Source organism: Streptomyces sp. NPDC027962 (genome assembly GCF_055566095.1).
This window is the reverse complement of record NZ_JBVHTA010000046.1, coordinates 31,972-56,329: the sequence shown is the minus strand read 5'-3', so window position 1 is coordinate 56,329 and position 24,358 is coordinate 31,972. Positions and strand designations below refer to the sequence as shown.

General features: G+C 70.5%; 19 protein-coding genes. 3 read left to right on the top strand and 16 right to left on the bottom strand.

What is annotated here, in order from left to right; genetic code table 11:
- Nucleotides 1-192: 192 nt before the first annotated feature.
- From tmk to ACZ4SA_RS31155, 8 genes are all read right to left on the bottom strand, one after another.
- Nucleotides 193-3,315 carry a dTMP kinase gene (gene tmk, locus ACZ4SA_RS31190; RefSeq protein WP_468281152.1) on the bottom strand — a complete coding sequence of 1,041 codons (3,123 nt, stop codon included), beginning with the start codon at nucleotides 3,313-3,315 and terminating at the stop codon, nucleotides 193-195.
- 139 nt (nucleotides 3,316-3,454) lie between these two features.
- Nucleotides 3,455-6,298, bottom strand: a complete 2,844-nt coding sequence (gene topA / locus ACZ4SA_RS31185) for a type I DNA topoisomerase (RefSeq protein ID WP_468281150.1) — start codon at nucleotides 6,296-6,298, stop codon at nucleotides 3,455-3,457.
- Between the two features lie 225 nt (nucleotides 6,299-6,523).
- On the bottom strand, nucleotides 6,524-6,721 hold the full coding sequence (locus ACZ4SA_RS31180; protein WP_468281148.1) for a hypothetical protein: 198 nt from the start codon (nucleotides 6,719-6,721) through the stop codon (nucleotides 6,524-6,526).
- 170 nt (nucleotides 6,722-6,891) lie between these two features.
- Complete coding sequence (locus ACZ4SA_RS31175) at nucleotides 6,892-8,391, bottom strand: DUF7059 domain-containing protein (RefSeq protein WP_468281146.1); 1,500 nt, start codon at nucleotides 8,389-8,391, stop codon at nucleotides 6,892-6,894.
- A gap of 79 nt (nucleotides 8,392-8,470) precedes the next feature.
- The gene (locus tag ACZ4SA_RS31170) at nucleotides 8,471-9,058 is read right to left on the bottom strand and encodes a small secreted protein (RefSeq protein ID WP_468281144.1); all 588 of its coding nucleotides are present in this window, start codon (nucleotides 9,056-9,058) and stop codon (nucleotides 8,471-8,473) included.
- Between the two features lie 198 nt (nucleotides 9,059-9,256).
- Nucleotides 9,257-11,662: a sodium-translocating pyrophosphatase gene (locus tag ACZ4SA_RS31165; RefSeq protein ID WP_468281142.1), complete on the bottom strand. Its 2,406-nt coding sequence runs from the start codon at nucleotides 11,660-11,662 to the stop codon at nucleotides 9,257-9,259.
- A 347-nt stretch (nucleotides 11,663-12,009) separates the two neighbouring features.
- Nucleotides 12,010-12,450: an ATP-binding protein gene (locus tag ACZ4SA_RS31160; RefSeq protein WP_468281140.1), complete on the bottom strand. Its 441-nt coding sequence runs from the start codon at nucleotides 12,448-12,450 to the stop codon at nucleotides 12,010-12,012.
- 94 nt (nucleotides 12,451-12,544) lie between these two features.
- Nucleotides 12,545-12,898, bottom strand: a complete 354-nt coding sequence (locus tag ACZ4SA_RS31155; RefSeq protein WP_003967428.1) for an STAS domain-containing protein — start codon at nucleotides 12,896-12,898, stop codon at nucleotides 12,545-12,547.
- A gap of 79 nt (nucleotides 12,899-12,977) precedes the next feature.
- Here ACZ4SA_RS31155 and ACZ4SA_RS31150 point away from each other — a divergent pair, with 79 nt between their 5' ends.
- The gene (locus ACZ4SA_RS31150; RefSeq protein ID WP_468281138.1) at nucleotides 12,978-15,461 is read left to right on the top strand and encodes a DEAD/DEAH box helicase; all 2,484 of its coding nucleotides are present in this window, start codon (nucleotides 12,978-12,980) and stop codon (nucleotides 15,459-15,461) included.
- Here the strand turns inward: ACZ4SA_RS31150 and ACZ4SA_RS31145 are convergent.
- From ACZ4SA_RS31145 to ssd, 7 genes are all read right to left on the bottom strand, one after another.
- On the bottom strand, nucleotides 15,397-15,768 hold the full coding sequence (locus ACZ4SA_RS31145) for an Rv3654c family TadE-like protein (RefSeq protein ID WP_468281136.1): 372 nt from the start codon (nucleotides 15,766-15,768) through the stop codon (nucleotides 15,397-15,399). The two genes, ACZ4SA_RS31150 and ACZ4SA_RS31145, sit on opposite strands and share 65 nt — an antisense overlap.
- Nucleotides 15,765-16,334, bottom strand: a complete 570-nt coding sequence (locus ACZ4SA_RS31140) for a TadE family type IV pilus minor pilin (protein WP_468281134.1) — start codon at nucleotides 16,332-16,334, stop codon at nucleotides 15,765-15,767. The genes ACZ4SA_RS31145 and ACZ4SA_RS31140 overlap by 4 nt, the downstream gene beginning before the upstream one ends.
- The gene (locus tag ACZ4SA_RS31135) at nucleotides 16,321-16,521 is read right to left on the bottom strand and encodes a DUF4244 domain-containing protein (RefSeq protein ID WP_468281132.1); all 201 of its coding nucleotides are present in this window, start codon (nucleotides 16,519-16,521) and stop codon (nucleotides 16,321-16,323) included. Before ACZ4SA_RS31135 ends, ACZ4SA_RS31140 begins: the two co-directional genes overlap by 14 nt.
- 109 nt (nucleotides 16,522-16,630) lie before the next feature.
- The gene (locus ACZ4SA_RS31130) at nucleotides 16,631-17,410 is read right to left on the bottom strand and encodes a type II secretion system F family protein (RefSeq protein ID WP_468281130.1); all 780 of its coding nucleotides are present in this window, start codon (nucleotides 17,408-17,410) and stop codon (nucleotides 16,631-16,633) included.
- Nucleotides 17,407-18,243, bottom strand: coding sequence for a type II secretion system F family protein (locus ACZ4SA_RS31125; RefSeq protein ID WP_468281128.1), 837 nt, complete (start codon nucleotides 18,241-18,243; stop codon nucleotides 17,407-17,409). The genes ACZ4SA_RS31130 and ACZ4SA_RS31125 overlap by 4 nt, the downstream gene beginning before the upstream one ends.
- Before the next feature lie 14 nt (nucleotides 18,244-18,257).
- Nucleotides 18,258-19,406: a TadA family conjugal transfer-associated ATPase gene (locus tag ACZ4SA_RS31120; RefSeq protein WP_468281126.1), complete on the bottom strand. Its 1,149-nt coding sequence runs from the start codon at nucleotides 19,404-19,406 to the stop codon at nucleotides 18,258-18,260.
- The gene (ssd, locus tag ACZ4SA_RS31115; RefSeq protein ID WP_468281124.1) at nucleotides 19,403-20,506 is read right to left on the bottom strand and encodes a septum site-determining protein Ssd; all 1,104 of its coding nucleotides are present in this window, start codon (nucleotides 20,504-20,506) and stop codon (nucleotides 19,403-19,405) included. Before ssd ends, ACZ4SA_RS31120 begins: the two co-directional genes overlap by 4 nt.
- Nucleotides 20,507-21,051: 545 nt before the next feature.
- Here ssd and ACZ4SA_RS31110 point away from each other — a divergent pair.
- Complete coding sequence (locus ACZ4SA_RS31110) at nucleotides 21,052-21,894, top strand: HAD family hydrolase (RefSeq protein WP_468281122.1); 843 nt, start codon at nucleotides 21,052-21,054, stop codon at nucleotides 21,892-21,894.
- A 484-nt stretch (nucleotides 21,895-22,378) separates the two neighbouring features.
- Here ACZ4SA_RS31110 and ACZ4SA_RS31105 read toward each other — a convergent pair whose 3' ends face one another.
- Complete coding sequence (locus tag ACZ4SA_RS31105; protein WP_468281121.1) at nucleotides 22,379-23,209, bottom strand: Fic family protein; 831 nt, start codon at nucleotides 23,207-23,209, stop codon at nucleotides 22,379-22,381.
- Nucleotides 23,210-23,311: 102 nt separating this feature from the next.
- On the opposite strand from ACZ4SA_RS31105, the gene ACZ4SA_RS31100 reads away from it, so the two are divergent.
- A complete protein-coding gene (locus tag ACZ4SA_RS31100) occupies nucleotides 23,312-24,298 on the top strand; it encodes an ATP-binding protein (protein ID WP_468281119.1) in 987 nt (328 codons plus the stop codon).
- Nucleotides 24,299-24,358: the final 60 nt, after the last annotated feature.

The window sequence follows — 24,358 nt, the reverse complement described above, 5'->3', positions numbered from 1 at the left end:
GGCCCAGCAGCGCTCTCAGAGCCGGCCCGTAAGGTCCGTGGCACGGCCGACAGCAACCAGGCGGGAGCCCGCCGCCTGGCGGCCGGACCCGGTCGCACCGTGCCGGTCGTGACCGACGACCGGCACGCTGCTGGGCACGCGAGACCGGCAAGATCCAAACGAGAGGCCCCGAACTGCCGAGCGTCGGGCGCGTCAGCCGCGACGCGGGCCGTCGCCCCGCTCGTCGTCCTCGTGCGGGCCGAGGAGTTCGTCCGCCAGGGTCGGCAGGTCGTCGAGCGGCGTCTCCTCCGCCCAGTCGGAGCGACGGCGACGGCGGTCCGCGGCGGGTTCGGCCTGCGGCAGTTCCGCCGTACGCTCGCTGCCGCTCTCACCCGACCCGCGCCGCTCGCGACGCGGGTCGCCCTCGCCAAGCGGCTCCTCGCGCTCGTCGCGGAAGATGCCCCGCGGCACCCGGTCCGCCGGAGCGGACGGCCCGGCGTCCCGTACCGGAGGCTGGACCGCCGTCTCGTCCGCCGCGCGGGCGTCCCGCACCGGCGGCAGCATGGTGGTCTCAGCCTCGTCCGGGACCTTCGGGAGCACGCTCGTGGCGTCGTGCGGCCCGCCCGGCATCGGGACTTCCTGCGTGATCTCGTCCGGCTTCACGACCGGGGTCGGTACCGTGATCTCGTTCGCGGCAGCAGACGTGGCGGCAGCAGACGCCGCGGCCTCCGCCGCTGCCCGGCGGGCCTCCTCGGCCCGCAGCAGTGCCTCCTCGGCCTTGCGCTGCTTCTCCAGACGGCGTTCCTCGGCCTCGGCGCGCAGCCGGGCCTCTTCCGCGGCCTGCTTGCGGAGGCGTTCCTGCTCCGCCTCGCGCACCTTCTCCTCGGCCTCGCGGCGCAGCCGCTCCTCTTCGGCCCGCCGGCGTGCCTCCTCGGCGCGCTGCCTGGCCTCCTCGGCCTGCCGCTCGGCCTCGCGCTGCCGCGCCTCCTCCAGTTCGCGGCGCTTGCGCTCCTCCTCCTCGGCGCGGAGCTTGGCCAGCTGCTCCTGACGCTCCCGCTCGAGGCGCTCCTCCTCGGCCTTGCGCGCGGCCTCTTCCTCGGCCTTGCGGCGGGCCTCCTCCTCTGCCGCCTTGCGCGCCTCTTCCTGGGCCTTGATCTCGGCTTCGGACAGGGGCAGGAGCTGGTCGAGCCGGTGCCGTACGACGGTGGCGACGGACTCGGGCTCCTGGCCCGCGTCCACGACCAGGTAACGCCCCGGGTCGGCGGCTGCCAGCGTGAGGAAGCCGGAGCGAACCCTCTGGTGGAACTCCGCGGGCTCCGACTCCAATCGGTCCGGCGCCTCCGTGAAGCGTTCCCGCGCGGTCTCGGGCGAGACATCGAGGAGCACGGTCAGGTTCGGTACGAGACCGCCCGTCGCCCACCGGGAGATCCTGGCGATCTCTGTCGGCGACAGGTCGCGGCCGGCGCCCTGGTAGGCCACGGAGGAGTCGATGTAGCGGTCGGAGATGACGATGGCGCCGCGCTCGAGCGCCGGGCGGATCACCGAGTCGACGTGTTCGGCGCGGTCCGCCGCGTACAGCAGCGCCTCCGCACGGTTGGACAGGCCGGCGCTCGACACGTCGAGCAGGATGGAGCGCAGCCGCTTGCCGACCGGTGTGGCACCGGGCTCGCGGGTGACGACCACTTCGTGGCCCTTGGCGCGGATCCACTCGGCCAGGGCCTCGACCTGGGTGGACTTGCCCGCGCCGTCGCCGCCCTCGATGGCGATGAAGAAACCGCTCGCCGCGGCGGTCTGCGCCGGGTCGGCCCCGCCGCGCAGCGCGTCGCCGAGATCACGCCGCAGTGGTACACCGGACCGGTCGTCCGTCTTGGCGAGGACGATCGCGGCGACCGGCAGCAGCAGCGCGCCGACGAGCATCAGCGTGAACGCCGCGCCGCCGTGCGCGAAGACGAAATCGCCGCTGGCGAGCCGGTGCGGCCCGATCGCGGCGGCGAGCAGCGGGGCGGCGACCGCGGTCAGTGCGATCGACACCCGGACGACGGCCTGGAGGTGCGAGGTGATCCTGGGCCGCCGGAAGTCCTCGGTCTCCTGGTCGATGAGGGCGTGGCCGGTGTTCGCGGCGACGCCCGCCGCGAGGCCGGCGACCGCCGCGATGAACAGCACGGTGGCCGTGTCGGGCACGAGACCCATCGCGAGCAGCGCGACGCCGGTGACGGCCAGCGCGAGGACGAGCAGACGGCGGCGGGACAGCGACGGCAGCACGGCTCCGGCTCCGCGGATGCCGACGCCCGTACCACCGAGGAGCGCGAGGATCAGCAGGGCGAAGGCCGCGGGTCCGGCGTTCAGGTCGACGGCGTGCAGGACGGCGACGGCCGCAGCGGAGGCGATGGCTCCGGTGACCGCCGCGCAGGCGATGACAAAGAGCGGTATGGCTCCGGTGCGGCCCTTGTCCAGACCGTTGCCGGCGGACGGCCTGCGCAGGCCCTCGAGCGGCGAGCGCGGCCTGGGCGTCTGCGAGCCGGGCAGTTCCACGAAGTACAGCGTCGAGACGGACGCGGCGAACAGACCTGCCGCGACGTAGGAACCGAGGGCCGCCTGGTGCAGCGAGAACCACTCGATCCCGGTGCCCAGCAGGTTGCCGATCAGCGTGGTGACGAGCAGCACGGCGGCCGCGGCCGGAATGACGGCGAAGCCGGTACGCAGCCACAGCCTGCGCAGCGCGTCGAGACGGTCGGGAAGCGGACGCACCGCCGCGCCCTCCGGCGGCGGGGCGGGCAGCAGGGCGGGCGCCGCGCCCTCGCGGGCGACGGTCCAGAAGCGCTCGGCGACGCCGGTCAGGAAGACGGTGACGAGCAGCATCGCGAGCGCGTTGTCGGGCGTCCAGTCGATCCACAGGGGTGCGACGACAAGAAGCGCCAGCCGCAGCCCGTCCGCACCGATCATGGTCCAGCGCCGGTCGAACGGGCCGTTCGGCGCCGTGAGCGACGTCATAGGGCCGAGGAGCACGGCTCCGAAGAGCAGCGTGGACAGCACACGGGCGCCGAACACGGCGGCGACCGCGAAGGCCGCCCCGCGGTATCCGCTCCCGAACGCACCCGACTCCACGGCCGCCTGCCACGACAGCAGCAGAAGCACAAGCACGGCGAGCGCGTCACCGATTCCGCCGACCACCTGCGCGTTCCACAGCCGCCTCAGCGGTGGGTGGCGCAGCAGGGAGCGCACGGCCCGCTCACGTGAGTCCGCGGCAAGGGCGTCGGAATCCGATGCGTCTGAGGCAGTCTCTGAAGCGGTGCTCATGACCGCCTGCTGCTCGGCTGGCTGCTCGGCTCGCGTCATTCGGCCAGCCTATCCGGAGCGGAGTGCTCCCTGGAGGGGTGTCCGAACATACGGGCGCCTTGTGGCAAGGGTGTGAAGGTCCCCTGCCGCAAAGCGCCCGCATGCAACCGGTCCGCAGGCCCGCTCCGGGCCCCGGGGCCTACTCCTCGGTCGACGCGGCCGTCTTCTTTGCCGCCGTCTTCGCGGTGGTCTTCTTGGCCGCGGTCTTGGTGGTGGTCTTCTTGGCCGTCGTCTTCTTCGCGGCGGCCGTCTTGGCAGCGGTCTTCTTCGCTGCCGTCTTCTTGGCCGTCGTCTTCTTCGCCGGGGCCTTCTTCGCCGTCTTCTTGGCCGGTCCCTTGGCGCGCTTCTCGGCGAGCAGCTCGTAACCGCGCTCCGGCGTGATGTCGTCCACGCTGTCGCCCGTCCGCAGCGTGGCGTTCGTCTCGCCGTCCGTCACGTACGGGCCGAAGCGGCCGTCCTTCACGACCACCGGACGCTCGCTGACCGGGTCCGTGCCCAGTTCCTTCAGGGGCGGCTTGGCAGCGGCGCGGCCACGCTGCTTGGGCTGGGCATAGATCGCCAGCGCCTCTTCGAGCGTGATGTTGAAGAGCTGCTCCTCGGTCTCCAAGGAGCGCGAGTCGGTGCCCTTCTTCAGATACGGGCCGTAGCGGCCGTTCTGCGCCGTGATCTCGACACCCTCGGAGTCGGTGCCCACCACCCGCGGCAGAGACATCAGCTTCAGCGCGTCCTCGAGGGTGACCGTGTCCAGGGACATGCTCTTGAAGAGCGACGCGGTACGCGGCTTCACCGCGTTCTTGCCGGTCTTCGGGGTGCCCTCGGGCAGTACCTCGGTGACGTACGGGCCGTATCGCCCGTCCTTGGCGATGATCTGGTGCCCGGTGACCGGGTCGGTGCCCAGCTCGAAGTCGCCGCTCGGCTTGGCGAGCAGTTCCTCCGCGTACTCGACGGTGAGCTCGTCGGGAGCGAGGTCCTCGGGGACGTCGGCGCGCTGGTGGCCCTCCGCGCCCTTCTCGCCACGCTCGACGTACGGGCCGTAGCGGCCGACGCGCAGCACGATGCCACTGCCGACGGGGAAGCTGGAGATTTCCCGGGCGTCGATGGCGCCCAGGTCGGTGACCAGCTCCTTGAGGCCGCCGAGGTGGTCGCCGTCGCCGTTGCCTGCCTCCGAGGCGACGCCCGCGGCGTCGCCCTCGCCGAAGTAGAACCGCTTCAGCCACGGCACGGCCTGCGCCTCGCCCCGCGCGATGCGGTCGAGGTCGTCCTCCATCCGCGCGGTGAAGTCGTAGTCGACGAGCCGGCCGAAGTGCTTCTCCAGCAGGTTGACCACGGCGAACGACAGGAACGACGGCACGAGTGCCGTCCCCTTCTTGAAGACGTAGCCGCGGTCGAGGATGGTGCCGATGATCGAGGCGTACGTCGACGGGCGGCCGATCTCCCGCTCTTCGAGCTCCTTGACCAGTGAGGCCTCGGTGTAGCGGGCAGGCGGCTTGGTGGCGTGGCCGTCGACCGAGATCTCCTGGGCGGACAGCGCGTCGCCCTCGGCGACCTGCGGCAGGCGCCGCTCGCGGTCGTCGAGCTCCGCGTTCGGGTCGTCGGCGCCCTCCACATAGGCCTTCATGAAGCCGTGGAAAGTGATCGTCTTACCGGACGCGGTGAACTCGGCGTCACGGCCGTCGGTACCGCGGCCGCCGATCTTGACGGTGACGGAGTTTCCGACCGCGTCCTTCATCTGGGACGCGACGGTCCGCTTCCAGATCAGCTCGTAGAGCCGGAACTGGTCGCCGGTCAGTCCGGTCTCGGCGGGCGTACGGAAACGATCGCCCGAAGGCCGGATCGCCTCGTGCGCCTCCTGCGCGTTCTTGACCTTCCCGGCGTAGGTGCGCGGCTTGTCGGGCAGGTAGTCGGCGCCATAGAGCTGCGTGACCTGCGCACGGGCCGCCGCGACGGCCGTGTCGGACAGCGTGGTGGAGTCCGTACGCATGTAGGTGATGAAGCCGTTCTCGTACAGCTTCTGCGCGACCTGCATGGTCGCCTTGGCCCCGAAGCCGAGCTTGCGGGACGCCTCCTGCTGCAGCGTCGTCGTACGGAACGGCGCGTACGGCGAGCGGCGGTACGGCTTGGACTCGACCGAGCGGACGGCGAACGAGGCGCCCTCGAGCGCGGCGGCCAGGGAGCGGGCGTTCGCCTCGTCTAGGTGGAGCACCTGGTCGGACTTGAGCCGACCGTCGGAACCGAAGTCACGGCCCTGGGCGATGCGCTGCCCGTCAACCGTGTTCAGGCGGGCCGTCAGGGTGGAGGGGTCGGAGGCGTCCCCGGCTCGGCCGGTCGAGAACGTGCCGGTCAGGTCCCAGTACTCGGCGGAGCGGAACGCGATGCGCTCACGCTCACGCTCGACGACGAGCCGGGTCGCGACGGACTGCACACGGCCGGCGGACAGCCGCGGCATGACCTTCTTCCACAGGACCGGCGAGACCTCGTAGCCGTAGAGGCGGTCGAGGATACGGCGGGTCTCCTGGGCGTCGACCATGCGCTTGTTGAGCTCGCGCGGGTTCGCGACGGCGTCGCGGATGGCGTCCTTGGTGATCTCGTGGAAGACCATCCGGTGGACGGGAACCTTGGGCTTCAGAACCTCGAGGAGGTGCCACGCGATGGCCTCGCCCTCGCGGTCCTCATCGGTTGCGAGGTAGAGCTCGTCGGATTCGGCGAGCTGCTCCTTCAGCTTCCTGACCTGGGCCTTCTTGTCCGCATTGACGACATAGATCGGCTGGAAGTCATGTTCGACGTCGACGCCGAGGCGCCGCACCTCACCGGTGTACTTCTCCGGCACCTCGGCGGCACCGTTCGGCAGGTCGCGGATGTGCCCGACGCTCGCCTCGACGACATAGCCGGGGCCGAGATAGCCCTTGATCGTCTTCGCCTTGGCAGGCGACTCGACGATCACGAGTCGGCGGCCGCCCTGTGCGGTCTCGCTGGTCGGGGACAACTTCGCTCTTCTCTCCGGTCGACGCTGGGTGTGCACTCACGGCAGTGCGGCAGGCGGTGTTCCAAGCCTCGCCGTACAGCCGTGACGCTGCTGTCGCTGCGGAGTGTGACGGTACAACCCGCCCCCGTGTCAAACGGCAAAAGCCCGCAACGGCCACTCGAACGGTAACCCGACTCCAGACATTCATGCCGCCCGGACCCGTCACGTCGCCACGCGGGCACCACGTCACAGGCGGCCGAAACACCACACCGCGAGCGTGAGGAAGGCCGCGCCGAAGAGCATTCCGAAAGTGACGGCCGTGGCGGGGCTCACTCCGTGGGCGACGGGCTCGCGATGCATCAAGCGCATGCCTGTCCACAGCAGCAGCCCGCCTCCGAACAGCGCGAATGCCGTTCCGGCGAAGATCGCAGGCCCGCTCTCCATGCCTCTACCCCGTCCTTCCTGGTGCCGATGCCCCCTGTGCAGGGCGAGGCTGGCACTCTCCGGCGTCGTCGGCACGAACTCCGGGTGAACGCCGCGTACGGTTCACCCGCGCGGTCGCCGGGAAGAGGTCACAAACCGAACGCTGGCCGGATTTCCGTGACGAAATCCCTTCACCGAGGGGCCGGCTCCAGGAATCCCTCCTCCACCAACAGCCGTAGCGCCTGCGGTGTGCGATCACGCAGCAGGACCGGGTCCTCGTCGATCAACTGGGCGATGGCGTCGAGAATCTGCCCGGCGCTCAGCCGGCCGTCGCACGCCCCCGAGAAACCGGCACCGACCGTGTCCACCTTGGTGGCGCGACGCACGCCCCGGTTCTGACGCAGGACCACGTGCTCGGGGTCCTCGGCGCCGGGCAGGCCGACCTGCTCCTGCATGACCTCGTCGGCCAGCACGAAGTGGTCGGCGAGCAACGCTGCGTCATCGTGCGAGCGCAGGTACTCCTGGCGGTCGAAGTGCGCGCGCACGCTCTCGCCGAGCGGCTGCTCGACGGGGTGCGGCCACTCCTCGGTGACGATCGAGGGGCGATCGGACCCGGACTTCCTCAGCGTGATCCACCCGAAGCCGACGGCCTTGGCCTTGCGCGCCTCGAACTCGTCCAGCCACGCGCCGTACCGGGCGGCGTACTTCGCCGGGTCGGTGCGATGGTCCCCGCTGTCGCGCAGCCACAGCTCCGTGTACTGCGTCACGTCCTGCACCTCGCGCTGCACGATCCAGGCGTCACAGCCGCGCGGCACCCAGGATCGCAGCCGCTCCTGCCAGTCCTCCCCCTCGACATGCAGCCAGTTGGCCAGGAACTGGGCGTACCCCCCGTCATTCAGCCTGTCCCCCGCCTGCTGAACGAGCGAGCGGCACAGATCGTCCCCGCTCATCCCGCCGTCCCGGTAGGTCAGCCGGGCTCCGGGAGAGATGACGAACGGCGGGTTCGACACGATCAGGTCGAACGTGTCGGAGTCGACGGGCTCGAACAGCGAGCCCTCGCGCACATCGGCCTCCCTCGCGCCGGACAGGGCGAGCGTGAGCCGGGTGAAGTGCAGGGCACGCGGGTTCAGATCGGTGGCCGTCACGCGGGTCGCGTGCTGGGAGGCGTGCAGCGCCTGGATGCCGGAGCCGGTACCGAGGTCGAGCGCGGAGGCCACCGGCGTACGCACCGTGATTCCGGCGAGGGTCGTGGACGCACCGCCGACGCCGAGGACGACCCCCTCGCCCTGACCGCTCGCGCCGCCCGCTCCGCCGACCGCGCACCCGAGGTCGGACACGATGAACCAGTCCTGGCCCTCCGGCCCGCCGTACGGACGGACGTCGACAGCGGCCCGCACATCGTCGCCGTCGCGCACCACCCAGCCGTCGGCGAGGCACTCCTCCAGAGGCAGCGCGGCTCGCGCCGGGTCCTGGGGCACGGCGCACTGGAGCAGGAACAGCCGCACCAGCACCTCCAGGGCGCTGTCCCCGCGAGTGGCGCGCAGGGCGGGCACGGTCTCACTGCGGGCGAGCGCCGCATAGGCGGGCGCACCGAGCAGGTCGAGCAGCCCGTCGGCGGTGAACGCGGCGGCGAGGAACGCCTCGCGGAGCTTGGGCGAGTGGTCGGGCACGGGAAGGCTGGTCGTACTCACCCGCCCATTGTGGCCGCCGGCACTGACAATCGCCGCACGGCCCGGGCGCGCCCCGCTGGTCAGGCCTCGCCGGAGCCGGTCAGGCGTTGCCGTCGGACGCGGCCGCACCACCGGCGGGGCTCGACGTCTTGGCGCGCTGGCAGCCGGGCTGCTTGGCCATGGCCTGGCCCAACTCACCGGACTGCAGCTTCGCCAGAGCCGCCTGGTCCATGCGCTCGATCTTCTTCAGCCCGTCCGCCACGGTCTGCAGGCCGTCCGCGAACTTCTGCTGGTCCTTCGGGTCGAGGTCGTCGACCTTCTTCTTCAGGTCGAGGTAGGCGGCGGCGGTGGAGTCGAGCTCCTTGACCGCGTCCTGCTGGAGCTTCTCCCCGTTCTCGACCGGCGGTACGCCTGCGTCGCTGACCGCCTTGGCGAGCGCCTTGTCCGCTGCGGCGATGTCGGCGAACGCCTTTGAGTCGGCGGCCTGGATGTCGGCCGGCTTGCCGTCCGCCGCCGTCGAGATGATGGTCTGCTGGGCGTCCGCTCTCTTCTTGATCTGCGGCTGTGCCTGGTCGCAGACCTCCTTCGCCCAGGCGTTCACTTTCTCCTCGCCGTCGTCACCGCAGCCCGACAGCGCCAGTACCAGTACCGCACCGCCGGACAGTGCGGCTGCAAGCTTCTTGTTCACCGGATTGGTCCCTTCCAAGGCTCTCGGCCCCGGAACATACACGCCAACTGGGCGACAACCGCGTGTCGTGCGACCCATTCATAACCTATTGAATCCATTTGCACCAAGGGAGACAAGGCTCACCCACGCACGCGGAACACACACGGACGGGCGGGCTGCGCATCAAGGTGCGCCGCCCGCCCGTCCGTTGATCGTGTGTCAGGAAACCACCGCCGGATCGGCCGGCTTCGCGTTGCGCTCAGCGGTTCCGCCGTCGTCTTCGACGGCGATGCCACGCCGCTTCGAGATGTACACGGAGCCGACGATGACGAGGATCGCCAGCACCGCGATCACAGCCCGCACGCCCGCGTTGGCGTCGTCCCCGTAACTGAACTGGATGACCGCGGGCGCAATGAGCAGCGCCACCAGGTTCATCACCTTCAGCAGGGGATTGATGGCCGGGCCCGCGGTGTCCTTGAATGGGTCGCCGACGGTGTCGCCGATGACGGTCGCGGCATGGGCCTCGCTGCCCTTGCCGCCGTGGTGGCCGTCCTCGACGAGCTTCTTGGCGTTGTCCCACGCACCACCGGAGTTGGCGAGGAAGACGGCCATCAGGGTGCCGGTGCCGATCGCGCCCGCGAGGAAGGAACCGAGAGCTCCCACGCCGAGCGAGAAGCCGACCGCGATGGGGGTCAACACGGCGAGCAGCCCCGGTGTGGTCAGCTCCCGCAGCGCGTCCTTGGTGCAGATGTCGACGACGCGTCCGTACTCCGGCTTCTCCGTGTAGTCCATGATCCCGGGGTGCTCGCGGAACTGCCGCCGCACCTCGTAGACCACCGCACCCGCCGAGCGGGACACGGCGTTGATGGCAAGCCCGGAGAAGAGGAAGACGACCGCGGCGCCGAGGACCAGGCCCACCAGGTTGTTGGGCTGCGAGATGTCCATCACGAGGTTCATCGGCGCGCTGTCGCCCAGCTTCTCACCCACCTCGGCTGCCGCTGTCGAGATGGCGTCGCGGTACGAGCCGAAGAGCGCCGCTGCGGCGAGCACGGCCGTGGCGATCGCGATGCCCTTGGTGATCGCCTTGGTGGTGTTGCCCACGGCGTCCAGGTCGGTCAGGACCTGGGCACCGGCGCCGGTGACGTCACCGGACATCTCGGCGATGCCCTGGGCGTTGTCGGAGACCGGGCCGAAGGTGTCCATCGCCACGATCACGCCGACCGTGGTGAGCAGGCCCGTGCCTGCCAGCGCCACCGCGAACAGCGCGAGCATGATCGAGGTGCCGCCAAGCAGGAAGGCCCCGTACACGCCGAGGCCGATCAACAGAGCGGTGTAGACGGCCGATTCGAGGCCGATGGCGATACCGGCCAGGACCACGGTGGCGGGACCGGTCAGCGACGACTTGCCGATGTCCCGCACGGGGCGCCGGTTGGTCTCCGTGAAGTACCCGGTCAGCTGCTGGATCAGCGCCGCCAGGACGATGCCGATGGCGACGGCGACGAGTGCGAGCACCCGCGGGTCCCCGTCGTGCGCCCGGACGGCGGCGTCACCGACACCGTCCAACTCGGCGTACGAGCCGGGCAGGTAAACGAAGGCGGCGATGGCCACCAGCGCGAGCGAGATCAGCGCGGAGATGAAGAATCCGCGGTTGATCGCGGTCATCCCGCTGCGGTCGGCGCGCCGCGGGGCGACCGCGAAGATGCCGATCATCGCGGTGACCACGCCGATCGCCGGGACGATGAGCGGGAAGGCGAGTCCGGCGTCGCCGAACGCCGCCATGCCGAGGATGAGGGCCGCGACAAGAGTGACGGCGTACGACTCGAAAAGGTCGGCCGCCATGCCGGCGCAGTCACCGACGTTGTCGCCCACGTTGTCGGCGATGGTGGCGGCGTTGCGCGGGTCGTCCTCGGGGATGCCCTGCTCGACCTTGCCGACGAGGTCGGCGCCGACGTCGGCCGCCTTGGTGAAGATGCCGCCACCGACACGCATGAACATGGCGATGAGGGCCGCTCCGAGGCCGAAGCCCTCGAGCACCTTCGGCGCGTCCGCCGCGTAGACGAGTACGACGCAGGAGGCACCGAGGAGGCCGAGGCCCACCGTGAACATGCCGACCACGCCTCCCGTACGGAAAGCGATCTTCATTGCCTTGTGCGCGACGGCTGTCAGGTCCTTTTCCGGCTCGCCTTCCGCCGGTGTGGCCTCACGCGCGGCCGCGGCCACGCGCACATTGGCCCTTACGGCAAGACGCATGCCGATGTATCCGGTGGCCGCCGAGAAAAGCGCACCCACCAGGAAGAACACCGAGCGTCCGGCCCGCTGCGCCCAGTCGTCGGCCGGAAGCAGCATCAGCAGGAAGAACACCACTACGGCGAAGATGCCGAGAGTGCGCAGCTGCCGCGCCAGATAGGCATTCGCACCTTCCTGTACGGCGGCCGCGATCTTCTTCATGGAATCGGTGCCCTCGCCCGCGCTCAGCACCTGGCGCACCAGGAGCTGAGCAACGACGAGCGCCGCCAGGGCGACGACCGCGATCACAATAACGATCAGTCGGTTGTCATCCGTGAGTACCGCGGCTGCGAGAGAAGTGGGGTGATCGATCAGTTCTGGAGTGAAGAGCCCCGCCATTCGTCCTCCTTGACGTTCAGAGCTCAAGATGTGGACGGATTGTAGGGAGCGGAACCTGATCAAAACAGGGCGCGGAAAATGTAATTGACCTTGACTTGCTACTCAGCAAATGATCGCGCCAAGAAATCGACCCCGAAAGTGGTAACGGGACAAAGGCGTTGACGCCGATTCGATGATCTAGAAAATAACAAAGAGGCCCTGCTCAGCAGGGCCTCTTTGTATCAAAATGATCAGACGATGAAAAGATCGATATCCGGGGCGGCTGGGTCCGTCAGCGGGATGCGCCCGGGACGCCGGCCCCCAAGACTGTCCGGTCCGGCACGGGTCCGGTCAACGTGCGGGTCCGGTCAACGTGCGGTGAGCACCGACGACGGCCAGCTCATCCGGATCACCCCGCCGCCCTCGGTGGAGGAGACCTCCACGTCGTCGACGAGGCCACTGATGACGGCGAGGCCCATCTCGTCCTCGCCCTCCGCGTCGAAGTCCTCCGGCGCGTCGCCACCGTTGCCGGAGACCACTGCGGAGCCGACGCCCGACGTCGGCACCTCGTCTCCCACCTCGATGGAGAAGGTCTTCTCCTCCTCGGACAGCACCACCCGTACGGGCGCGGTGATGCCGTGGCTGCGGTGCAGCCCGACAGCCCGGCTGCAGGCCTCGCCCACGGCGAGGCGGACCTCGTCCAGCACTGCCTCCTCGACCCCGGCACGGCGAGCCACAGCAGCGGCGACCAGTCTGGCCGTCCTGACGTGCTCGGGCTGGGCGCTGAAGCGCAGCTCAACGGTGGCCATGCGGTCCCCCTCGGACGTACGGGCGGGCGTGCCTCTCAGGGGCCCGGGCTGGATGCCCGGTGCCCCTCCCTGCTTCCGGGTCTCCGGCCGACCGTCAGTCGGTTGCGGCGACGGCTTCGTCGACCGTGGTGTGAATCGGGAACACCTTGGTCAGACCCGTGATCCGGAAGATCTTGAGAATGCGCTCCTGGTTGCAGACCAGGCGCAGGGAGCCCTCGTGCGCACGGACACGCTTGAGGCCACCCACGAGCACACCGAGGCCGGTGGAGTCGAGGAAGTCCACGCCCTCCATGTCGACAACCAGGTGGTAGCTGCCGTCGTTCACCAACTCGACCAACTGCTCGCGCAGCTTGGGCGCGGTATACACATCAATCTCGCCACCGACCTCGACGACCGTACGGTCGCCACCAGGTCCGGACACATTGCGAGTCGACAGGGACAGGTCCACGGATCCTCCAGCACCTTGCTATCGAGCGGCCGCCCCCTGAGGTCTCCCCGACGGAGCCGGAGGACGATCGCCAGCCGCGATGGCATTCAATCACTTACCGGCAGCCATGCACGACGCCTTGGGACCATTGTCCGTCACGCCAGTGACACACTCGGTGCCGATGGCCAAGAAACACCGTCCCAGTCGACCGCCCGAGAGCGGGGAGAACCGCCCCTCTCCCGGCACGGTTCTCGACCGGCTCGCCGCAGGTGCGAGTCGGGCTGCGCGCATCACTCATACGGAGCACCTGCCCCCTCGACCGGGCAGGCATGCCCTCTGGCCGGACCGCATCCGAACAGAAGTGATCAGCGCTGTCCGGCATGCCGGGATCGACCACCCCTGGGCGCACCAGGCGGCCGCCGCCGAGCACGCTCTGGACGGCGAGTCCGTGGTCATCGCGACCGGCACCGCGTCCGGCAAGTCCCTCGCGTACCTCGCGCCCGTCCTCAGCACCCTGCTCGACGGTGCCGAGGCGGCCAATGGCCGTGGAACCACCGCGCTGTACCTGGCACCCACCAAAGCCCTCGCCGCCGACCAGCGCCGCGCCGTGAAGGAACTGGCCGCCCCGTTGGGCAACCGCGTCCGCCCGGCGGTCTACGACGGCGACACACCCGTCGAGGAACGCGAATGGGTCCGCCAGTACGCCAACTACGTCCTCACCAACCCCGACATGCTGCACCGCGGGATACTCCCCTCCCACCCCCGCTGGTCCTCCTTCCTGCGCTCCCTGCGCTACGTCGTGATCGACGAGTGCCACACCTACCGGGGCGTTTTCGGCTCCCACGTCGCCCAGGTGCTGCGCCGTCTTCGCCGTGTATGCGCCCGCTACGGTGCTAATCCCGTCTTCCTGCTCGCCTCCGCCACCGCCGCGGAACCGGCCGTCGCCGCCTGCCGGCTCACCGGCCTGCCCGTCCACGAGGTCGCCGATGACGCCTCGCCGCGCGGCGAGCTGGTCTTCGCCCTGTGGGAGCCGCCCCTCACCGAACTCCAGGGCGAGAAGGGCGCGCCGGTACGCCGCACGGCGACCGCCGAGACCGCAGACCTCCTGACCGACCTGACGGTCCAGGGCGTGCGCAGCGTGGCCTTCGTCCGCTCGCGCCGCGGCGCCGAACTGATCTCGGTGATCGCCAAGGAACGCCTCGCCGAAGTGGACCGCTCCCTGCCCGGGCGTGTCGCCGCCTACCGGGGCGGCTATCTGCCCGAGGAGCGCCGGGCCCTCGAGCGGGCCCTCCATTCCGGCGAGCTCCTCGGCCTGGCGGCCACCACCGCCCTGGAGCTCGGCGTCGACGTCGCCGGCCTGGACGCCGTCGTCATCGCGGGATATCCCGGCACACGGGCCTCCCTGTGGCAGCAGGCCGGTCGGGCGGGGCGCTCGGGCCAGGGCGCTCTCGCGGTCCTCGTGGCCCGCGACGACCCGCTGGACACCTTCCTCGTCCACCACCCCGAGGCCTTGTTCGACCGACCGGTGGAATCCACCGTTCTCGACCCCGACAATCCCTATGTGCTCGCCCCCCATCTGTGCGCGGCCGCCGCCGAACTGCCCCTCACCGAGGCCGACCTCGAACTCTTCGGCCCCGCCACGGCCGCTCTCATGCCGCAACTCGAAGCGGCCAGGCTGCTCCGTCGGCGCGCCTCCGGCTGGCACTGGACCCGCCGCGAACGAGCCGCGGACCTCACCGACCTCCGCGGCGAGGGCGGTCGGCCGGTCCAGATCGTCGAGGCCGCCACCGGCCGGCTGCTCGGCACAGTCGACGAAGGCGCCGCCCACACCGCGGTCCACGACGGCGCAGTGCACCTGCACCAGGGCCGCACCTACCTCGTCGAGCGTCTGGACCTGGACGACTCCGTGGCCCTGGTCGCCGAGGCCAACCCGCCCTACTCGACCACCGCCCGTGACACCACCTCCATCTCCGTGCTCGAAACCGAGACCGAGATCCCCTGGGGCGACGGTCGCCTCTGCTACGGCTCCGTCGAGGTCACCAACCAGGTCGTCTCCTTCCTCCGTCGCAGACTCATCACCGGGGAGGTACTCGGCGAGACGAAACTCGACCTCCCCCCGCGGACCCTGCGCACCCGAGCCGTGTGGTGGACGGTCACCGAGGACCAACTGGACGCCGCCCGCATCAACCCGGAGCAGTTGGGCGGTGCCCTGCACGCCGCCGAGCACGCCTCCATCGGGATGCTTCCGCTCTTCGCCACCTGTGACCGCTGGGACATCGGAGGCGTCTCCGTACCGCTCCATCCGGACACGCTGTTGCCGACCGTCTTCGTGTACGACGGGCACCCGGGCGGCGCCGGCTTCGCCGAGCGGGCCTTCCACACGGCGCGCGAGTGGCTCACCGCCACCCGGGAGGCGATCGCATCGTGCGAGTGCGAAGCGGGCTGCCCGTCGTGCATCCAGTCGCCCAAATGCGGCAACGGCAACGATCCGCTGCACAAGAGGGGTGCGGTCCGGCTGCTCACGGAGCTTCTCCGGGCGGCCCCGACGGCTCCTGAAACAGCGGCGGCCCCGCCCGCGCCCTGACCTCCGGGGCATACGGGCCAAAGCGGGCCCGTGCCGTGACGTCGGCGTTCTCCCCTGTCACGGCGCAGCGCACCACCTCCGCGTCCTGCGCCCGGCCCACCTCGGCCGCCTTCGCGCAGGCCTCGGCCGTGCCCCGCAGAGCGTTGTCGGCCGCGGCGAGCGCCGCGAGGTCGGCGGCGGCTCCCGCGCGGTGCCGGGCGACCACCGCCTGGCCCATCGCCAGGACGATCGCGAAGACCGCGCACAGCACGGTGGTCGCCATGGCCACCCATACGGTCGCCGAGCCGCGGTCCCCCGTCACGCTCACGGCGCCATCTCCTCAGCGCCCGCCAGGGCGGCGGATGAGCCGTCGCCAGGCAGAACACTCACCGGGGCGCCGAGGCCCCGATCGGCAACGCCGGTGACGGCGTCCCGACCCGCCCGGTCCGCGCGCACGAGGACCGGTCTCACGATCTCCTGATTCTCGCCCCGGGCCGCCCGGTACCCCGTGGTCCGGGGCTCCTGTCCCGTGGTGTCCTCGGCGAGCGCCGCCGCGTCGGCGCTCAGGGTCAGCACCAGTGGACCTGGCCCGGGGGTGTCTGCCTCGACACGTACGCGCCAGAGGTTCCCGGTACGGGCCAACGTGACCTCGGCGCCTCTCGGCGCCGCGGACCGGGCGGCGGCGAGAGCGGCCGCCCGTGGCTCCGACCTGGCCGCGGCACGAGCACCGGCCCTCGCCGCGTCCACGCACTGGATCTGCGCGGAGGCGGCCATCAACGCCCAGACGAGCGCCATGGTGAAGACCACAAGGGCCGGCACCGCAACCGCCGCCTCCGCCGTCACAGAGCCCCTGTCGCGGCCCTTGGCGCCATGAAGCAGCTCAGAACTGCGCATCGAGCGCCTTCCCGATCACCGCTTCCAGCGCGCCCGAGACGGTGCCACTGGTGACGATCTTGTAGAGCACCGCCGCGAAGGCGCAGGCAGCGATCGTTCCCATCGCGTACTCGGACGTCGTCATTCCGCTGTCGTTGCGCATCCTGCGGCGCAGCGCGCGCCACCGACCGCACATCGTCTTCCACATGCTCGACCTCCCGTTGCCGAAGTTCTCGTGATTGCTGTGATTGCTGTGCTGCTGTGATCGCCGTTACCGCTGCTACTGCTGTGGTTGTCATGAGGCGCGGGCTCGACCGTCAGTTGCCGCGCAATAGCCCGTCGGCCAGGCCGATCACCACCGGCGCCACCCCGACCGCGAGGAACGCGGGAAGGAAGCACAGCCCCACCGGGGCAGTGATCAACACCTGTGCCCTGCGTCCTTGGCCGGTGACCGCGCGGGCCCGCTCGGCGCGGAATCGCTCCGCCAGCCGCGACACCGGTTCCGCCGCCGGCGCGCCGGTGGAGTCGGCCCGCTCCAGGCATCGGGCCAGTGGCTCGGCGCCCGGTATCTCGCCGAACCAACCCCAGGCGGGTGCCGCTTCGGCCCCGAGCCGCAATTGAGCGGCGGTCCGGGCGAGGCGGGCACCGACCGGGCCTCCCAGAGACTCACCGACCGCCTCGGCGGCTTCACGCGGTCCCGCACCGGCCGAGATGCAGGCCGCCAGGAGGTCTGCCGCCAGGGGCAGTTGGTGTGCCGCACCCCTCATGGCGTCGGTCTCGTCTGCGCCCGTTCGTTCACGGCCACGCTGCCACCACCGCACGCCGTACGCCCCTGCGGCCCCCACCGCGCCACCTGCCACCCCGCCGATCAGGACCCATCCGAGGGCGACCACCCCGAGAGGGGCGGACCATCGCCTCACAAAGGCTCCGATGTCCACTCGCCCGCGCCGCGGCTCGCGGGCGACCGACAGGAGCGCCTGCCCTCTCGCTCGCGTCCCCTTCTCGCTTCGCCTCGCGGCCATCGAGGAGGCCAGGCAGGCCAGGGCGGTGAGGGCGGCCGCCAGTACCCCCAGCCTGTGGACGAACTCGCCGTTCACGACTTCTCTCCGGCGCGTACGATCCGGCCGGCCCACCAGAGCCCCGCCGCCTCCAGAAGGCCCCCGAGCACCAGGCAGGCGATACCCGCAGGGGTGTGGAACAGGACTCGCAGCGGATCCGCGCCCAGCGCCCATCCCATGACCAGGCCGGCCACGGGAAGCAGTGCGAGGAGAACGATGGTCGACCACGCGCCGGCCAACTGGGACTTCAGTTCCGCGCGTTGGTCTCTCTCGGCCTGCAGAGCCGCCTCCAGACGGTCCAGTCCGGCGGCCAGACCCGCGCCGCCGTCCACGGCCACCCGCCAGCAGGCAGCAACCCCGACCAGCCCCTCCGCGCCCGGCTGCCGTGCCGCGTCCCTCAGCGCCCCAGGCACATCTCCGCCGAACCTCGCGGCGGCCAGCACCGAGGCCTCCGCATCACCGAGCACATCCGTCGACCCGGCCGCATACACCAGCGCCTGCCCCGGCTGCAGGCCAGCCCTCAACTCGCCCGCAGTCGCTCCGCACAGACCGATGACCCCCTCGGCCCGTCGGTCCTCGTCCTGGCCCCGCTCCCTGGCCCGCAACCAGCGTCGTACCAAGGGCACCGCGACGGCTCCGGCGATCAGCGCCAACGGGGACTCGCCGGCAACCGCCAGCATCAGCGCCACCGGCAGGCACAGCCACTCCCTCCGCAGCCTGATCACCGGCAGCAGCCGCTCCCACGACCACCACGGGGGCAGTGCCGCCTCACCGCCGTCCGCGAACAGCAGCCGCGCCCGTTTCACCCCTCGTCCTTGGCCCCCGGACATCAGCCATGCCGCCGCCCCCAGGCACATTGCCGCAGCACACATCGACTGGACAGTGGTCACAGCGCATCACCGACCAGGGTCCGCAGGCGTCCCCACCCGGCCTCGGCTGTGAACGCCCTCTCGCCCCACCTCAGCGCCGGTACAGTGACCACCCACCCGGCCGGGTCCCGCTCCAGCACATGGATCTCGGCAACTCGGCGCAGTCCGGCCCCGTCGCGTACGAGATGGATCACCACCGAGAGCGCCGCCGCCAACTGGCTGTGCAGAGCTGCCCTGTCGAGACCGGCCGCCGTACCCAGGGCCTCGAGTCGCGCCGGGACATCCGCCGCAGCATTGGCGTGCACAGTGCCGCAGCCACCCTCGTGGCCGGTGTTGAGGGCCGCCAGAAGCTCCGTCACCTCGGCGCCTCGCACCTCTCCCACGACGAGCCGATCCGGACGCATCCGCAGCGCCTGCCGGACCAAGTCCTGCAGCGTCACCCGGCCCGCGCCCTCCTGGTTCGCCGTGCGCGACTCGAGCCGCACCACGTGGGGGTGCTCGGGCCGTAGTTCGGCCGAGTCCTCGGCCAGCACGATGCGCTCCCGCTCTCCCACCATCCCCAGCAGGCTGCTCAGCAGTGTCGTCTTCCCCGACCCGGTGCCGCCACTGATCAGAAACGACAACCGCGCCTCGATGAGCGCCCGCAACAGCCTGTCGCCGTCGGGCGGCACGGTCCCCTCGGCCACCAACTCCTCTACGGAGAAGGCCCGGGGTCGCACGACGCGCAGCGACAGACAAGTCGAGCCGACCGCCACGGGAGGGATCACGGCATGCATCCGTGTCCCGTCCGGCAGACGGGCATCGACCCACGGGCGGGCGTCGTCCAGCCTCCGCTCGGCGACCGCAGCAAGCCGCTGGGCCAGTCTGCGCACCGACGCCGCATCGGCAAACGTCACCTTCGTGAGCTCCAGCCCCCTGCCCCGGTCCACCCACACGCGGTCCGGTGCGGAGACCAGCACATCCGTGACCGACGGGTCCGCCAGCAGCGGCTCCAGCGGCCCTGTGCCCACCAGCTCGCACCGCAACCTCTCCGTGCCGCCGAGCACTTCGGCATCCCCGAGTAGCCTTCCCTGCGCCCGCAGCGCCGCCGCCACCCGTGCCGGCGTGGGCTCCGCCCCGCTCTCGGCAAGCCGCTGCCGTACGGCCTCCAGTAGCCCGGCGCTCATGAGACTCCCTCCCCGGCCAGGGCCCGCTCCCAGAACGCCGCGCAGAACTTGGCTAGGGGCCCGCGGCCGCTGGCGCCCGGCGGTGCTCCTCCGCTCTCCGCCGACGGCAGGCCGGGCTCGACGGGGAGCTCGCCGGCGAGCGGCAGCCCGAGCGCATCAGCCACCCACTGTTCGTCCAGCCCGGGCGCATACGGCCCACGCACCACCGCACGCAGATCCGGGAGGATCATGCCCACGGCCGAGGCGACCCTGCCGGCCGCGGCAACCGCCCGCAGTTCGCCCGGCACGACCAGCAGCCCGAGGTCCAACTGCGCCAGCGCCTCCGCCACGCCTTCGTCGACGCGGCGCGGCAGATCGACGACCACCACCCCGCCCCGCCTGCGGGCTGCCGCGAGGACCGACCGCATGGCCTCAGGGGGGATCACCACGGAATCACCGCGGTCCCAACTGAGCACCCGCAGGGCATGCAACGCCGGTAGCGACTCCTCCAGCGCGCCGCCTGCGACACGACCCTTCGAAGCGGCGAAATCCGGCCAGCGCCTGCCCTCGATGTGCTCTCCCCCGAGCAGCACATCGAGCCCGCCGCCCAGCGGATCGCCGTCGACGAGCATCGTGCGCCGACCCCCACGCGCCGCTGTCACAGCCAGCGCCGTCGCCAGCGTCGAGGCGCCTGCGCCGCCACGACCGCCGATCACTCCGACAGTGAGGGCCTGGCGGCCGACGCCCTCGACCACGTCCGCGATGCGGTCGACGAGCCAGCTCTCGGCGTCGGGCAGCCGCAGTACGCAGTCGGCGCCGATCTCCACCGCACGCCGCCAGACTTCCGGGTCGTCCTGGTCCCGGCCCACGAGCAGCACCCCGCGTCGGCGTGCAGCGCCTCTGCACCGCCCGGCAGCGTCGTCACCGACGAGGACGAGCGGTGCGTCCTCCCAGCCTCCCTTCCGCTCGGGCAGCGAATGGTGGACGTCGGGCTCGGCTCCCGCCGCTGCGCACAGGCGCAGCAGATCGTCGAGCAGGTCCATGTCCTCCGTGACGATCAGGGGTCCGTCCCGCCGCTCCTCCGCGGCGTGCGGACGGTCCGATGTGATGGATCCGGCCACGATCTCCACCTCTTCCGTCTGCGATCTCGCATCGCATCGAGATCCGTGATTCCTTCGGCCCGCGACTTACGCGGCTGGAATCACGGTGCAGCCCGGTGAAAAATCGTGTGGATCTTGCTGAAAAACTGTGGACAACTAGCCACTTGTGAATATCCCCGTAGCTCATACCGGTGAGTCCTGAACGACTCATGGACGCCCCTCGGAGGGCCACTCGAGCCTCCTGCCGGGCCCGCCGGCACGGTTGCCGGAGAGCAGCACGACCACTACTCAGAGTGACAAATCTGAGGGTGAGTCGTCCGGTGGCGCCGAGGCCGGCGCGAGGGGCGCGGAAGCGGCTGCGAGCGCGGGAAAACCGGGAAACATGCCCGGACATGCGACGACCCCCGCCGGGGGGGAGAGCGGGGGTCGTCTCTCCGGCCGACTCGGGGGGGGAGGAGCCGGACCGGGTTAGCACGGTCGCGAACGATCCGTGACTTCCATGGTGTACCCGAGAGCCTTCTCAGGCAAACCCACACGCGCCAGCGTACGCCGAATGGCGGGCACATATGCTCAGGCTCGTGGAAAACCACTCCTTGCCGCGCACAGCCGCCTTCTTTGACCTGGACAAGACGGTCATTGCGAAGTCATCGACTCTGACCTTCAGCAAGTCCTTCTACCAAGGCGGGCTGATCAACCGGCGCGCCGTGCTGCGTACTGCCTATACCCAGTTCGTTTTTCTCGCGGGGGGCGCGGACCACGACCAGATGGAACGGATGCGTCAGTACCTCTCGGCGCTCTGCAAGGGCTGGAACGTCCAGCAGGTGAAGGAGATCGTCGCCGAGACGCTCCACGACCTGATCGACCCGATCATCTATGACGAGGCCGCGTCGCTCATCGAGGAGCACCACGCCGCCGGCCGTGACGTGGTCATCGTCTCCACCTCCGGCGCCGAGGTCGTCGAACCGATCGGTGAGCTGCTCGGCGCCGACCGGGTCGTGGCCACCCGCATGGTGGTCGGCGAGGACGGCTGCTACACCGGCGAGGTGGAGTACTACGCGTACGGGCCGACCAAGGCGGAGGCGGTGAGGGAACTCGCCGCATCCGAGGGGTACGACCTGGCTCGCTGCTACGCGTACAGCGACTCCGTCACCGACGTCCCGATGCTGAAGTCGGTCGGACATCCCTACGCCGTCAATCCGGGGCGCGAACTCCGCCGTGAGGCAACCCTGCGGGATTGGCCGATTCTCGACTTCAACCGTCCGGTACGGCTCAAGCGGCGGCTGCCGGCCTTCTCCATGACCCCGCGGCCGGCACTCGTGGCAGCCGCGGCGGTCGGCGCGGCGGCGACCGCCGGATTGGTCTGGTACGCCAGCCGCCGGCGCAGCATCACCTCACAGGCCACCCGCTGAACGCACTTCGAGCGACCGCGCTCCGAACCGCCAGAGGGAGCGAGCCGGAGGGGGCGAGCCGAAGGCAGCGAGCCGGAGGCAGCCTGACCAGCCTGGTCGGTTCACCCCTGTTGAACCTAAAAGTAAAGAAGTGCAGGTAGGGCTTCCGCATCGCTGCCCACCGGAGTACAAAGGATTTAACGGCCCGCGAGACCGAGGCTCATCCGAAAGGATCACCTTTAAACGCAAAAAGGCCCCACGGACCGAAGCATGAAAGCCGAGCACCCACGCGACGTCGACCCGTCGATTACGGGCCAGCCGCACCAGGTGACGGGCAAAGTACCCGACCTGATGGGCAAATTTCGAGGACGCATGGTAACTCGGGGATCGTGCCAGCGGCGGTACCAAACCGGTACCGCCGCAACCCTTTTCACGCACTTCTGCGCCCCTGCCCTGTGATGAGGTCGGGGCGCGTGCGTCGGGCCCGGGCGCTCGCGCAGGTCAGTCAGGCAGCGCCGCGCTGAAGCGCCTCACACACCGCCGTCGACTCCCTGACGCCGAGCTCCACCGCACGGCCGCAGTGTTTGATCCACGCGGCCATCCCCTCCGGCGTGCCGGCCAGGTACGCCTCGAATGCCGCGACGTAGGCGGCCCTGCCCTGCTCCGCATGGCCGACCTCCCCCGGACAGATCGACTTGGGGTCGAGACCGCTGCCGATGAGCACGATCCGCTCAGCCGCCCTCGCGACCAGCCCGTTGTTCGAGCAGAAGGGTCGCAGAGCCAGCAGTTCGCCGTGCACCACCGCCGCCGTCACCAGCGCCGGCGCCTCGCTACCCGCGATGATCAGCTCCGCCAGTCCGTCGAGACGGCCCGTCAGCTCGGCCACGTCCGGCAGCGGTGCCTCGATCAGCGGCTCGTCGACCGTCTCGCCGGAGAGGCGGGGCCGGCCGACCGTCTCATCGCTACCGGCACCGCTCGCCGCGACGAGGTGCAGCCGGGCCAGCACCCGAAGCGGCGACTGCCGCCAGATGGACAGCAGTTGGCCCGCCTCCGCGGTGAGCCGCAGAGCGGCGCCGACCGTACGCGCCTCGGGTTCGCTGCCGAAGTCCGTGCGCCTGCGGACCTCCTCCAGCGCCCAGTCCGCGCCCGCGAGCGCGGCGGAGCCGCGAGCTCCGCGCAGCGCGGCCTCGGAGGTGATCTCGTGACTGCGTCGGCGCATGACCCGGTGCCCGTAGACCCGGTCGACGGCCTTGCGCACGGAGTCCACGGAGTCGGCGACGCCCGGCAGGGTGCCGAGCGTGGCGAGTGGGTCGGCCGACGAGGCGTTCGTACTCATAAGTACCGAGGCTACGCGCCAAGGACGAGCGCCCCACCTTGGAGTGGTCTTCCTCACGATTGACGGACACCTCGTGCAATCACTCCACTACGCTAGGTGAACATGAAGATCGCTTTCGTAGGGAAGGGCGGCAGCGGCAAGACGACGCTGTCATCCCTCTTCATCCGCCACCTGGCCGCCAATGAAGCCCCCGTCGTCGCGGTGGACGCCGACATCAACCAGCACCTCGGGGTGGCGCTCGGCCTCGACGAAGCAGAAGCGGCCGCGCTGCCCGCGATGGGGGCGCATCTGCCCCTGATCAAGGACTATCTGCGCGGTTCGAACCCCCGCATCACCTCGGCCGACACGATGATCAAGACGACTCCTCCGGGCGAGGGGTCGCGGCTGTTGCGCGTCGTCGAGGACAACCCGGTGTACGACGCCTGTGCCCGCACGGTCCGTCTCGACGACGGTGACATCAGGCTCATGGCCACCGGGCCCTTCACGGAGTCGGACCTGGGCGTCTCCTGCTACCACTCCAAGGTCGGCGCGGTCGAACTCTGCCTGAACCACCTCGTCGACGGCCAGGACGAGTACGTCGTGGTCGACATGACCGCGGGGTCCGACTCCTTCGCCTCGGGCATGTTCACCCGTTTCGACATGACGTTCCTGGTCGCCGAACCGACGCTCAAGGGCGTGTCGGTCTATCGCCAGTACAAGGAGTACGCCCGCGACTTCGGCGTGGCGCTGAAGGTCGTGGGCAACAAGGTGCAGGGCCCGGACGACATCGAGTTCCTCCGTGAGGAGACGGGGGACGACCTGCTCGTCACGGTCGGGCACTCGCAGTGGGTGCGCTCCATGGAGAAGGGGCGACTTTCCCGTTTCGAGCTGCTGGAGGCGGACAACCGCATGGCGCTGCAGGCCCTGCAGAACGCGGCGGAGGACTCGTACGCGAGCCGCGACTGGGAGCACTACACCCGCCAGATGGTGCACTTCCACTTGAAGAACGCAGAGAGCTGGGGCAACGCCAAGACGGGCGCCGACCTGGCCGCACAGGTCGATCCGGCCTTCGTGCTCGGCGAGCAGACACTCGTGCCGCAACCCGGCTGACCGGCTGCCCCCGGCCGGCCGAGACCGCCGGCCGGGGACACCACTGCCAGGGGGCACCAC